Origin of the sequence: Actinoplanes sp. M2I2, from assembly GCF_023544445.1 — a bacterium.
Lineage (GTDB): Bacteria > Actinomycetota > Actinomycetes > Mycobacteriales > Micromonosporaceae > Actinoplanes.
Map to the genome: position 1 here is coordinate 139,391 of NZ_JALPVJ010000019.1, position 12,655 is coordinate 152,045.

The following is a 12,655-nucleotide window of genomic DNA, read 5'->3' on the forward strand; positions in this document are numbered from 1 at the left end:
CGCGGGTGAGACCCGCGGGGAGCGCCTGACAGTCAGCGGATCTCCATTTCGAACAGGGAGAAGCCGTACTGGTTCGACCGCTTGGTGCCATACATGCGCACATACCGGGCGACCACCCCGTCGGCCTTCACCCGTACCGTGCCGCCCTCGCCGGCCGTGGTCGACCAGATCGTCCGCCATTTCCGGCCGTCGAGCGACGTCTCGACCCGGTAGCCGATCGCGTACGCGTGCTCCCACACCAGCGTCACCTCGTTGACGGCACGCCGGGCGCCCAGGTCGGCCCGGAGCCACTGCGGCTCGGCGAAGCCGCTCGACCACCGCGACGCCGGGTCGCCGTCAGCCGCGTACCGGGCCGCCCAGCCCGACCTCTCCACGCTGCTGGCAGTGACCGTGGCGGTCAGTGCGAGGTTGGCCCGGAACCTGGCCTGACCGGAGACCTCGGGCGACGCCCCCTTGGTGACTACGCCTGGTGACGCCAACGGCACACTGTCGGCCGGCACCGCCACCGGCGACGGCGGCACGACCGGGCGGGAGGCGGCCACGGAGCCGGCGGCGGCGGCCTCGGTCGGGATGTCGACCGGCGGGATGCCGCGGGCCGGGATCGTGGCGTCCGTCGTGGCTCGATAGGCGACGGCCAGCCCAGCCCCGAGGGCCACCACGACGACCAGCCCGGCGGCGAGCCACCAGCCTCGACGGGACTTCCGTCCGGGCGGTGGCGCCGACGGTGGCGGCTCCGGGGACGGTGTCGCCGGCCGATGCTGCGGCCGCACCTCGGGCATGCGGGTCAGCCGCAGACTGTCCGCCCGGGACGGTCGCTGACGCTCCTCCACGAAACTCCCCGTTCGTGCTCGTCGGCCGCCCCCTCGCGACCGCCGAGACGTATCTTGACGGAAGTTCGTCCCGGAACGGGGTGACGCGCGGGTAGATCACCGTCAATGACAGGATTACTCCGCGTTCAGTGAGGTTCCCCTTGCGGGCTGTACGCGGTGAGGAACTTGTCGCGGAACTCGTTCATCGGCCAGAGCGGGGCGCCGGGGGCCGGGATCAGGCCGTCGGTCCAGCCCCAGGGCTTGATGCGGCCGAGCACCTTGGGATCCTTGGCGATGATCGAGATCGGCACGTCCTTGCTGGCGTTCGAGCCCACCACGACCGAGGCCGGCTGGTGGTCGCCCAGCAGCACGAGCACCAGGTTGTCGTCGCCGAAGTGCTCGACGTACGAGATGAGGGTGTCCAGCGAGTAGGCGATCGACCCGGCGTACGCCTGCTTGACCTTGTCACCGTCGGCGAAGAGGGCCTGAGCGCTCTCGCCCCCGGCGACCATCGGGCCGTAGACCCGGCCGTCGCCGATCTTGTCCCAGGGCAGCATCGCGGGCACCGGCGTCCACGGCGTGTGGCTCGAGGTCAGGGTCACCTCGGCCAGCAGCGGACCGCGCTTGGGCTTGCCGAACTCGTACTCGTGGACCTGCTTCATCACGAACTGGTCCGGCATCGTCGACCAGCTCAGGTTCGGACCGTGGTAGCCCAGCGTGTGCGAGTCGTAGACCTGCTGGTAGCCGTAGAAGTCGCCCTCGGGCCAGGCGTAGGTGACGCCGGGCTCGAACCCCACGGTGCGGAAGCCGGCCTGCTTGAACGCCGAGGTGAGGGTGAGCCGGTCGGTGGCGACGAGGCTGCGGTAGCGGTTCTGGTTGTCGATCCACAGACCGGACAGCAACGTCGAGTGCGCGAGCCAGCTGCCGCCGCCGAAGGTGGGCGAGGTGAGATAGCCGGTGCGCGCGGCGAAGCCCTTGGCTGCGAGCTCGCCCTGCCCGGCGCGCAACTGGTCGAGCACCGGGCGGTTGAACTCGGGGTTCTCGACGGCGTCGCGGCCGTAGCTCTCGACGAAGCCGATGATCACGTCCTTGCCCCGCAGCGCGCTCAGCAGCTGGTCCTGCGGCAGGTTCTCGAACGCGTCGTCGCGCACCTCGCGGGCGAAGTTCTTGCGGTCCTGGATGTCCTGCGGCACCGCCAGCACCGTGTCGCGGGCCAGGTCGGCAGCGCTCTGGCTGGCCACCGGGATGCCGCCGACGAGCTGGAAGCCCAGGACGGCCAGGGTGATCCAGGCCGCCGAGGCGGTGACGACCGTCCCGCGTACGGGCCACGGGTGGGCGCCGATGAGCCGGCTGAGCCGTCGTACCGAGAAGGTGATCGCGACCAGCGTGAGCACGGCGAGCAGCACGGCGCCGGCCGCGGCCAGCAGCGCCCCGCCCCGGCCGATCGAGTCGCGCAGGAAGTTGAAGCCGTCCTTGAACAGCGTCCAGTCGAGCACCGGGTCGAACTGGCGGGCCAGCACGGCGTAGAAGCCGATGTCGATGACCTTCAGCACGGTCAGCACGCCCAGGGCCGCGCCCAGCACGGTGGCCGTGATGCGGCGGGCCCGGGCCGGCAGCGCCAGCAGCAGGGCGGCGGCCAGCAGCGCCTCGATGGGCACGCGGATCAGGGCGGTGAGCCAGAAATTGCCCGGTGGCAGCCGGGTGATCTGGTCGGGGAGCACCAGCGCGAGGAAGACGAGGAGGGCGGCGAGGAGGGTGACCACCCCGCCGGCGGCCCGGCGCACGTGCTTGTTGACCGACACTGATTTTCCTAACCGCAGAGTTGCACTTCCACCAGGTACACGCCGGGCGGCAGCTCGCGGTTCAAGCCGAGATCGTGCTCACCCCGTTCAGCATGGCGCGGATCTGCTCGGGGTCGGCGGGCTTGCCGAACAGGTATCCCTGCCCGTGGTCGATCCCGAGGCGGCGCAGCGTGGCCCACTGCGCATCGGTCTCGATGCCCTCGGCCACCGTCTGCATCTTGAGCGCCTGACCGAGCCCGGCCACGGCGTCGACCAGCGCCACGTCGTCGGCGTCGGTGTCCACGTCGTCGACGAACGTCTTGTCGATCTTGATCACGTCGACGGGCAGCTGCTTGAGGTAGCTCAGCGACGAGTAGCCGGTGCCGAAGTCGTCGATCGCCAGGCGTACGCCGAGCTCGCGCAGCGCGTGCAGGGTCTGCTTGGCCGTGGCGATGTCCTCCATCAGCATCGACTCGGTGATCTCGAGGGTGAGCGAGGCGGGGTCGAGGCCGGCGTCGTCCAGCGCCGCGGCGACGTCGTCGACCAGCCCGGCGTACTGGAACTGGCGGGCCGACAGGTTGACGTTGACCTTGAGCCCGGCGGCGGCCGGCGACTCGGCGCGCCAGCGGGCGAGCTGGGCGCAGGCCTCCCGCAGGACCCACCCGCCGAGCGGCACGATCAGGCCGTTGGCCTCGGCCGCGGCGATGAAGTGGTACGGGCCGAGCAGTCCGTCGCGCGGGTGGTTCCAGCGCACCAGCGCCTCGACCGACGTCACGCGCTGCGTCTGCATGTCGACGACGGGCTGGTAGAGGACGGCGAACTCCTGGTGCTCGAGCCCGTGCTCCAGATCGATCCGCAGCTGGGCCTCCTCGAGCACCGAGATCGTCATCGTCGGGTCGAAGACGGCGTACCCGTTGCGGCCGGCCCGCTTGGCCGCGTACATGGCCAGGTCGGCGTTGCCCAGAAGCTGGTCGCCGGATCGGTCGTCGGCCGTCGAGGTCGCGATGCCGATGCTCAGCGAGCAGGTGATGTCGCGGCTGCCCAGCCGGATGGGCTCGCGGATCGTGCGGACCAGCCGCTCGGCCAGCGCCGCGGCGTCACCCGGCTCGAGGTCGCGCATGAGGATGGCGAACTCGTCGCCGCCGAGCCGGGCCAGCACGTCGGACGGGCGGACGTGCCGGCGCAGACGACCGGCGATGGTGGTCAGCAGCTCGTCGCCCGCGCTGTGCCCGAGGTTGTCGTTGACCAGCTTGAAGTCGTCGAGGTCGAGCAGCAGCACGGTGACCGGCCGGTCGGGGCCGGTGACCGCCTCGGCCAGCCGCAGCCGGAACAGCGCCCGGTTGGGCATGCCGGTCAGCGAGTCTGTGTACGCCTGGAGCTGCAGCTTCTCCTCGAGCGCGCGCCGGGTGCCGATGTCGCGCAGGCTGATCACGACGGCCTCGATGTCGGGGTCGCTGATCCAGTTGGTGGCCAGAACGTCGACGTACACCCACTCGCCGTCGGGGCCGGCGAGCCGGGACTCGACGCGCAGGCTCTGCCCGATCGGCTGGGCCATCAGGTCGGCGAAGAACTGCTGGGCCGGCTCCACCCGGTCGGTGGGCAGGAGGGTGCTCAGGCGCTTGCCGACCAGGGCCTGGGGTTCGAGGCCAAGCATCTGGCTGACGGACGAGGTGGCGTACCGGATGAGCCTGTCCGGCCCGATGGCAAGCACGGCGTCGGCCGAGGCCGCGAGCATCGTCTCGGCCCGCTGCTCGGCGGCGCGCCGGCGGTTGTCGAGGGAGCGGCGGCTCTTGGCGTAGATCGCGGTCAGGCCGACGACACAGCCCATCATCGCGGTCAGCACGAAGGTGGTGCCCAGGTGGGTGCCGGCCCGCATCGGGAGCAGCAACGCGTAGCCGCCGACCGACATCACGCCGAGCCCGATGACGAACCGGGGCGAGAAGAGCGCGGCCGCGGTGATCAGCAACAGCACGACGGCCGGGACGTAGAGCATCCAGCCTTCCGGGTCGACCCAGCCGAACAGCACCATCACCGGCATCTCGCCGAACCACCAGGCCGTCAGCAGATGCCGGTTGCGCTCGCTGCGCACGATGCGGGCCCAGGGCAGCCAGAAGATCGCCGCCTGGCACAGCACGGCGATCACCACCGGGACCAGCCACCAGCGATCGGCCTGAGCCCAGGCCGTGGCGACCCGGATGCCCCCGATCGCCGTGACCACGGCGGCCATGGCGGCACCGATACGCACTTGACGCGCCCAGTACTCGGCCGTGTGGTCGTCCATCATCATCTGCTGCACGGGCGCACCGATCGGCTCCCCCGCCGGCAACCTGAGTGAAACCGTCGGCCCGGCCGTGACAAATGTCAGTGGATGAGTGAGCGCTCGCTCATTAAGCTGTCGTCGTGGAGAACAAGCGACGACGCGTCCGCGCGCTCGCACCCGAGGAACGGCGCGCCGCCCTCATCGACGCGACCATCCCGCTGCTGCACGAGCACGGGCTCGACGTCAGCACCCGGCAGATCGCCCAGGCCGCCGGCGTCGCCGAGGGCACGATCTTCGGCGTCTTCGAGACGAAGACGTCGCTGGTCGTGTGCTCGGTCATCAAGGCGCTGGACCCGCAGCCGACGCTGGCCGCGCTGGCCGCGATCGACCGGGCCGCGCCGCTGCGGGAGCGACTGATCAAGGCGACCGAGCTCGTGCACGCGCGGTTCGCCGAGAACGCCCAGCTCCTGAGCGCGGCGCGGAAGCTGATCCTCTCCGGGGACGCGTCCGCCCAGGCCATCTCGAACCGGGAGGCCCTGCACGCCGCGCTGACCGACGTCATCGCGGCGACCGGCGTGGACGAGCTCCGCCGCCCACCGGCGGCGGTGGCCACGTTGCTGCTCCTGTTCTGCGGCGCCAACACATACGGGCCGTTCGGCGACCCGGACAACTTCAGCGGCGAGGAGACGGTCTCCCTGCTGCTCGACGGACTGCTCCGACGGGGGACCCAGTAGTGCTCATCCAACTGCTCCGCACCTATCTACGGCCCTACCGGCGGGACATCACGCTCGTCGTGTTCTTCCAGTTCATCCAGACCCTGGCGACGCTCTATCTGCCCACGCTGTTCGCCGACATCATCGACCGGGGCGTGGTCCGGGGCGACACCGGCTACGTCATGCGGATCGGCGGGTGGATGCTGGTCATCACGCTGGCCAGCATCGCCGCCCAGGTCGTCGCGGTCTACTTCGGCGCCCGTACGGCGATGGCGGTCGGCCGGGACGTCCGGGGCGCGATCTTCGAGCGGGTGCAGACGTTCTCGGCCCGCGAGGTGGGCCAGTTCGGCGCGCCGTCGCTGATCACGCGGACCACCAACGACGTCCAGCAGGTGCAGATGCTGGTGCTGATGACCTTCACCCTGATGGTCTCGGCGCCGATCATGTGCGTCGGCGGCATCGTGCTGGCCCTGCGGCTCGACGTCCCGCTGTCGTCGCTCCTGCTGGTCATCGTCCCGATCCTGGTCGCCACGGTGGCCGCGATCATCGTGCGGATGCGGCCCCTGTTCCGCTCGATGCAGAAGCGCATCGACCGGGTCAACCAGGTGATGCGCGAGCAGATCAGCGGCATCCGGGTGATCCGCGCGTTCGTCCGCGACGAGCGCGAGCAGACCCGCTACGAGGGCGCCAACACCGAGCTGACCGACGTGTCGCTCAAGGTCGGCAAGCTGATGGCGCTGATGTTCCCGACGGTCATGCTGATCGTCAACCTGTCCAGCGTCGCCGTGCTGTGGTTCGGCGGCCACCGCATCGACTCCGGCGCCATGCAGGTCGGCGCGCTCACCGCGTTCCTCAGCTATCTCATGCAGATCCTCATGGCGATCATGATGGCGACCTTCATGTTCGTGATGATCCCGCGGGCCGAGGTCTGCGCCGAGCGGATCAAGGAGGTGCTGAGCACCGAGTCCAGCGTCGCGCCGGCCGCCGACCCGGTCACCGCGGTCACCGAACACGGCCTCCTCGACCTGCACGACGTCGGGTTCCGCTACCCCGGCGCCGAGGCCCCCGTGCTCAGCGGCATCGAGCTGACGGCCCGCCCGGGCCAGATCACCGCGGTCATCGGCAGCACCGGCAGTGGCAAGACCACGCTGCTCAACCTGGTGCCGCGGCTCTTCGACGCGACCGCGGGCACGGTCCTGGTGGACGGCGTCGACGTGCGCGACCTCGACCCGGCCCTGCTGTCGCGGCTGATCGGCCTGGTCCCACAGCGCCCCTACCTGTTCTCGGGCACGGTCGCCTCCAATCTGCGGTACGGCAACCCGGACGCCACCGACGAGCAGCTGTGGGAGGCCCTGGAGATCGCCCAGGCCCGCGGCTTCGTCGAACGGATGGAGGGCGGCCTGGACGCACCGATCGCGCAGGGCGGGACGAACGTGTCGGGCGGCCAGCGGCAGCGCCTGGCGATCGCCCGGGTGCTCGTGCACCGGCCCGAGATCTACCTGTTCGACGACTCGTTCTCGGCGCTCGACTACGCCACCGACGCGGCGCTGCGCTCGGCCCTCACCGAGCACATCGCCGACGCCACCGTGGTGATCGTCGCGCAGCGGGTGAGCACCATCCGCGACGCCGACCGGATCGTCGTGCTCGACGACGGGCGGGTGGTCGGGACGGGCACCCACGCCGACCTCATGGACACCAATGCGACGTACCGGGAAATCGTCCTGTCGCAGCTCTCGGCTCAGGAGGCCGCAGCATGACCGCCCCGCAACGCCCCATGGGCGGCCCCCCGGCCGTACGGATGATGGCCGGTCCCGCCCCCACCGAGAAGCTGCAGGACTTCAAGGGCTCGACCAAGCGCCTGCTCGGGCTGCTCCGGCCGCAACGCGTCCTGGTCGGTTTCGTCGTGCTCGCCGGCGCGGTCAGCGTCGCGCTGTCGGTGCTCGGCCCCTACCTGCTCGGTCACGCCACCAACATCATCTTCGCCGGCTACATCGGCCGCACCGTCGACGGCGACGTCACCAAGGCCGAAGCCGTGGCCGCCCTGCGCGCGCAAGGCGACGACACCCGGGCCAACCTGCTCAACGCGGTCGACTTCACGCCCGGGCAGGGCATCGATTTCAACCGCCTGGCCCACGTGCTGGCCTGGATCGCGCTGATCTACCTCTTCGCCTGGCTGTTCGGCGTCCTGCAGGGCCGGATCACGGCCACCGTGGTGCAGACGGCCGTCTTCCGCCTGCGGCAGCAGGTCGAGTCCAAGCTGTCCCGGCTGCCGCTGTCGTATTTCGACCAGCAGCCCCGGGGCGAGGTGCTGAGCCGGGCCACCAACGACACCGACAACATCTCGCAGACCCTGCAGCAGACGTTCTCCCAGCTGATCACCTCGCTGCTGACGATCGTCGGGGTGCTCTTCGCGATGTTCTGGATCTCGCCCCTGCTCGCGCTGATCGCGCTGGTCACGGTGCCGGTCTCGTTCGGCGTGACGATGGTCGTGGGCAAGCGCTCGCAACCCAACTTCGTCGCCCAGTGGGCCACCACCGGCCGGCTCAACGGCCACATCGAGGAGATGTTCACCGGCCACTCGCTGGTCAAGGTGTTCGGCCGGCAGGACGAGGCGGTCAAGACCTTCGAGGAGCACAACACCAAGCTGTACGCGTCGTCGTTCCGGGCGCAGTTCATCAGCGGCCTCATCCAGCCGGCCATGATGTTCATCAGCAACCTCAACTACGTGCTGGTCGCCGTCGTGGGCGGCCTGCGGGTGGCCTCCGGGTCGCTGACGCTCGGCGAGGTGCAGGCGTTCATCCAGTACTCGAGGCAGTTCAGCCAGCCGCTCACCCAGGTCGCCTCGATGGCCAACCTGATCCAGTCCGGCGTCGCCTCCGCCGAGCGGGTGTTCGCCCTGCTGGACGCGCCGGAACAGTCCCCTTCGCCGGCGGTGGCCGACCTCGGGACCGTCCGCGGCCAGATCACCTTCGAGGACGTCTCGTTCCGGTACGTGCCGGACAAGCCGCTCATCGAGCACCTGTCGCTCTCGGCCCGCCCCGGCCAGACCGTGGCGATCGTCGGCCCGACCGGCGCCGGCAAGACCACGCTGGTGAACCTGCTGATGCGCTTCTACGACGTCGACGCCGGCCGCATCCTGCTCGACGGCCGCGACATCGCCACCATGCCCCGCGAGCAACTACGCGAGGAGATCGGCATGGTCCTGCAGGACACCTGGCTGTTCGGCGGGACGATCGCGGAGAACATCGCGTACGGCGCCGACAGCTTCGACCTGGAAGCGGTGAAGAAGGCGGCCGAGGCGGCGTACGTCGACCCCTTCGTCCGCATGCTGCCCGACGGCTACGACACGGTGATCGACGAGGAGGGCTCGAACGTCAGCGCCGGCCAGAAGCAGCTGATCACGATCGCCCGGGCCTTCCTGGCCGAGCCCAGCATCCTGATCCTCGACGAGGCGACCAGCTCGGTCGACACCCGGACCGAGGTGCTGATCCAGAAGGCGATGGCCACGCTGCGCGAGGGCCGCACGTCCTTCGTGATCGCCCACCGCCTGTCCACCATCCGCGACGCCGACCTGATCCTGGTGATGGAGGACGGCCACATCGTCGAACAGGGCACGCATGACGAGCTGATCGCGGCGGGCGGGGCTTACGCCAAGCTGTACTCGGCGCAGTTCGCCCAGGCCGTGGTCGAGGTCGATTGATCTCTTTCCAGGACGAAAGCGGGGGCGGCCATCTGGCCGCCCCCGCCTTACTTACTGCTGCTGGTTACTTGATGACCGGGCGGACGATCGCCGACCAGCCACCGTTGATGCCACGGTCCTCGTCACCGTCGACCCAGGCGCGGAGCGCCACGGTGCCGGACGGGACAGCCGCGGTGGCGGCGTAGGCGCCGTTCACGTTGGCCTTGCTCACCAGGAGGTTGGTCCAGGTGTTCGGGCCGGTCCAGCGCTGAACGACGACCTTGCGGCCGGCGGCGTTCGGGATGGTCTTGACCGTCACCGAGACGCGACCCTTCGAGGGCGAGCTGGCCGTGAGGCTGGCCCACTGGTTCACCCAGACAGTCGCCTCGGCCGAGTTGACCTCCTGCGACTGCGTGACGAACCGCGTGCCCTGCACGATCGACCGCGAGAACGAGTAGTTACCGTTCGCGGCGGCCTTGGTGGTCGCGATCCACTTCAGGTCGCCACCGGAAACCGGGGCGCCCCACAGCTCGACCGAGGCGTTGGCCGCGACCTTACCGGTGATCGAGACGGGGCCCGTGCCGTTGACGGCCATCGGGGCGTTGATCGTCGGCGTCGGAGCCTCTCCCGGCTCCTCACCCGGCTCACCCGGCGTGGTACCACCGTCGCTAGCCGCGATCGTGACCCAACCATCGCGAACCGAACCGGTGCCGCCAAAGCCGACACCCGAGATCTCGACAGCCTCAGCCGGCTCGGCGTAGTTGTCGTCGGTGATGGTCAGATTGCCGATCGGCACCGTCGTGCCGCTCGGGGTGCCGGCCGGCACGTTGACGGGGAAGCTCGTCGGCGAGAAGTCGCCCGTGGCAGCCGCGATCGTGCCGTGGTTAGCCTTGCCCGTCGCCGTGACGTTGAGGAGCGTCGCGTCCTGCGCCGCACCCGAAGTGACGCCGGTCAGAGCAACGACATCGCCCTCCACCGCGTTCCTCGAGTCGACGACCAGGATCGGGGCGGCATCGTCGTTCTTCAGCGTGAGGACTCCGGTGAGCGGTCCGCCGGTGGCGTCCGTCTCGCCAGCGTCACGGGTGATCTCCAGTCGCACCGTCTCGTCGGTTTCAAATACGGTGTCACCCTTCACGAGCAGCAGCACATAGCCCGAGGTCGCTCCGGGGGCGATGTTCTGAGTCGTGTTGAGCGTCGTCAGCGGGTCGAAGTCGTCGCTACCCAGTCCAGCCAGGGCCGCCTCGGCGGTGCCGGCCGGAGTTGCGTAGTTGACCTTCCAGCTGATCTGGTTCTTGCTCGGGTTCGACAGGTTGACCTGGAAAAGCGCGGCGCTGTAGCCGTTGCCTTCCGGCATCGTCATCGAAGCCTGAGCGAGGCTGATGCTGGGCTTGTCGTCGTCGTCGGTGATGGTCACCTGGTTGACGCCCAAATTCAGGCCCGCCGACAGCTGCGTGCCGCTGACACTGGCGTCGGTCAGCGTGACGGCGATGTTCTCGCCGTCGTCCTCGTCCACATCGTCGCCGATGATGTCGACAGTGAAAGTCTTCTCCGTGTCACCCGGCGCGAAAGTAAGCGTCCCGGTCGTGGCCGTGAAGTCGTCACCAGCAGTCGCGACGCCGATCGTCCCGGCGCCCGTACCGGCCGCGACTGCGTAACCGACCCTCTGCTCGCGACCCGACGACTTCGACAGCTTGACGGTGAACGTGCGTGCCTTGGTGGCGTTCGGGCCGCCCTCTGTCACCGTGGTCGGCGTCAGAGTGACCTGCGGACCAAGCGCGGAACCGCTGTCGTCAATGCCGCCCTCGGCCGACGAGGTGGCACCGAGCGTGCCGTTGGCGACGCCCGAAAGCGTGACTTTGAAGTCCTCCGGGCTGACCTCGTCAAGGCTGTCCGGCAGCGTGGCCACCGAGATAGGGCTGGTCGGCGCCGTGGCCAGAGCAGGAATGCTCACGGAGCCGTTCGTGACGGCCGTGTAGTCCAGGCCGGCCTTCGCGATGCCATGCGTCGGGTCCGTCGCGGTGGCGAGATCCGACGTGTCCCAGCGGGCGGTGACGACCTGCTCCGAGCGCCCGGACATGGTGACGTTGAACAGGGACGGGGAACCTTCGGTGACCCGGCCGGCGCTCGCGATGCTCACCACGGGAGCCGCGTCGTTGTCGGCGATGTTGACCGTCGTGGAGGCGGTCCCAGCGACGTTGGCTCCGGCGGAACCGTTGACGGTGAAGCTCTGGATGTCAGCTTCGTCGATGTTGTCATTGGTGATTTCGACTTGCGTGGACCCGCTCGACGTGTTCGGCGGGATCGAGATCGAGGTGTTGATCGCGTCGTAGTCCTGGCCCGACGTGGCCGTTCCGTTGGCCGTGGCGACCGGAATCGTCACGGTGTACGGCGACTGCTTGGACAGCAGCGCCGTGATCGTGGCGTGTCGGTTGGCGTCCACCAGGTTTTCGCTGACCGGGTTAGGGCTCGCGCTCAGGGTGTACGTCGGATTGTCATCGTCAAGGATCGTGCCCACGGCAACAGCGCCGCCGGCGCTGAAGGTACCGGCCTGGGCCGCCGGGGTGGGGTTGGTCAAGGTGACCGTAAACGTCTCCTGGTCAGGCTCGTCGATGGTGTCCTGCACCGTCGGAATCGAGATGGTCCGTGACTGGGGAGCCGTGGTGGTGGAGTACTCCGGGAAGGTTACGGTGCCCGGCGTAGCGGTGTAGTCAGTAGTGGCTGTAGCCGTTTGGCCCGCCTCGGTGGTCGGCGTGTAGGTCAGCGTCTCTTCAAGAAGACTGCTGCCAGCCGCCGGAGCGGGACGGGTGATGGTGAAAACAACCGCGTTGCCTTCGACCGCCTGTGCTGCCGTAATCGTGTACACGGCGGCGACCGGGGCTGCGAACGCTGGTGAGGCCACCGCGATAACCGGCACCAGGCCGACCACTCCGGCCGTGACGGTTGCCAGTGCTGTTCGCACCGACTTGGGGCCACGCAGCATGAACGGAACCGAGCCGCTCTTGGCCGCATGGGCTTCTGGATAGCGCATGTCTTTCCTTCTCCTTCGGCGGCTGGGCTGCCTCCGTCGGGGGAGGCCCCTGGCTTTGCGTCCCCGCCTTACGGCGGGTTTGCCTGTTCGGGTACCGCACCGGTGGGCGGGCTCCAAGAACCGGCTTGGACCGGTCTGAGCAGCGGAAGCCGAGAAAGATCCGGCTTATCGCCTTCCGTAATCTAACCGGCCTATCACCGCGTTAGCGGCGGAACGCTTTTTTCGGCTTAAATCGGCCTAACCGCTCAACGCCGCCCGTGCGAGCGGTACCCCGGCCCTGCATCAGGCACCGCGCTGGCTCGCCGCCAGCAGCACACCAGCCGGCCCTGACCACGGCGGGCGCGAAGCAACGTCCACCGCATGGAAGGCGGCGACCGACGTCATG

7 protein-coding genes and 1 riboswitch are annotated in these 12,655 nt (G+C 69.2%); of the genes, 3 read left to right on the forward strand and 4 right to left on the reverse strand.

What is annotated here, in order from left to right; genetic code table 11:
• Nucleotides 1-32 precede the first annotated feature (32 nt).
• The 3 genes from HJC40_RS33830 to HJC40_RS33840 all read right to left on the reverse strand — a co-directional run bounded on the left by HJC40_RS33830 (nucleotide 33) and on the right by HJC40_RS33840 (nucleotide 4,877).
• Nucleotides 33-830: a discoidin domain-containing protein gene (locus HJC40_RS33830; RefSeq protein WP_250007458.1), complete on the reverse strand. Its 798-nt coding sequence runs from the start codon at nucleotides 828-830 to the stop codon at nucleotides 33-35.
• Nucleotides 831-955: 125 nt separating this feature from the next.
• Nucleotides 956-2,611 carry a sulfatase-like hydrolase/transferase gene (locus HJC40_RS33835; protein WP_250007459.1) on the reverse strand — a complete coding sequence of 552 codons (1,656 nt, stop codon included), beginning with the start codon at nucleotides 2,609-2,611 and terminating at the stop codon, nucleotides 956-958.
• Between the two features lie 61 nt (nucleotides 2,612-2,672).
• A complete protein-coding gene (locus HJC40_RS33840; protein ID WP_250007490.1) occupies nucleotides 2,673-4,877 on the reverse strand; it encodes a bifunctional diguanylate cyclase/phosphodiesterase in 2,205 nt (734 codons plus the stop codon).
• Between the two features lie 113 nt (nucleotides 4,878-4,990).
• On the opposite strand from HJC40_RS33840, the gene HJC40_RS33845 reads away from it, so the two are divergent.
• Genes HJC40_RS33845 through HJC40_RS33855 form a run of 3 tightly spaced genes read left to right on the forward strand, consistent with a single transcriptional unit; the run spans nucleotide 4,991 to nucleotide 9,263 of the window.
• Nucleotides 4,991-5,584 carry a TetR/AcrR family transcriptional regulator gene (locus HJC40_RS33845; RefSeq protein WP_250007460.1) on the forward strand — a complete coding sequence of 198 codons (594 nt, stop codon included), beginning with the start codon at nucleotides 4,991-4,993 and terminating at the stop codon, nucleotides 5,582-5,584.
• The gene (locus tag HJC40_RS33850; protein ID WP_250007461.1) at nucleotides 5,584-7,320 is read left to right on the forward strand and encodes an ABC transporter ATP-binding protein; all 1,737 of its coding nucleotides are present in this window, start codon (nucleotides 5,584-5,586) and stop codon (nucleotides 7,318-7,320) included. Before HJC40_RS33845 ends, HJC40_RS33850 begins: the two co-directional genes overlap by 1 nt.
• Nucleotides 7,317-9,263, forward strand: a complete 1,947-nt coding sequence (locus HJC40_RS33855) for an ABC transporter ATP-binding protein (protein ID WP_284044081.1) — start codon at nucleotides 7,317-7,319, stop codon at nucleotides 9,261-9,263. The genes HJC40_RS33850 and HJC40_RS33855 overlap by 4 nt, the downstream gene beginning before the upstream one ends.
• Before the next feature lie 64 nt (nucleotides 9,264-9,327).
• Here the strand turns inward: HJC40_RS33855 and HJC40_RS33860 are convergent, their stop codons facing one another.
• Nucleotides 9,328-12,270, reverse strand: coding sequence for a Calx-beta domain-containing protein (locus tag HJC40_RS33860; protein WP_250007462.1), 2,943 nt, complete (start codon nucleotides 12,268-12,270; stop codon nucleotides 9,328-9,330).
• A 14-nt stretch (nucleotides 12,271-12,284) separates the two neighbouring features.
• A riboswitch (cyclic di-GMP riboswitch) is annotated at nucleotides 12,285-12,364 on the reverse strand.
• Nucleotides 12,365-12,655: the final 291 nt, after the last annotated feature.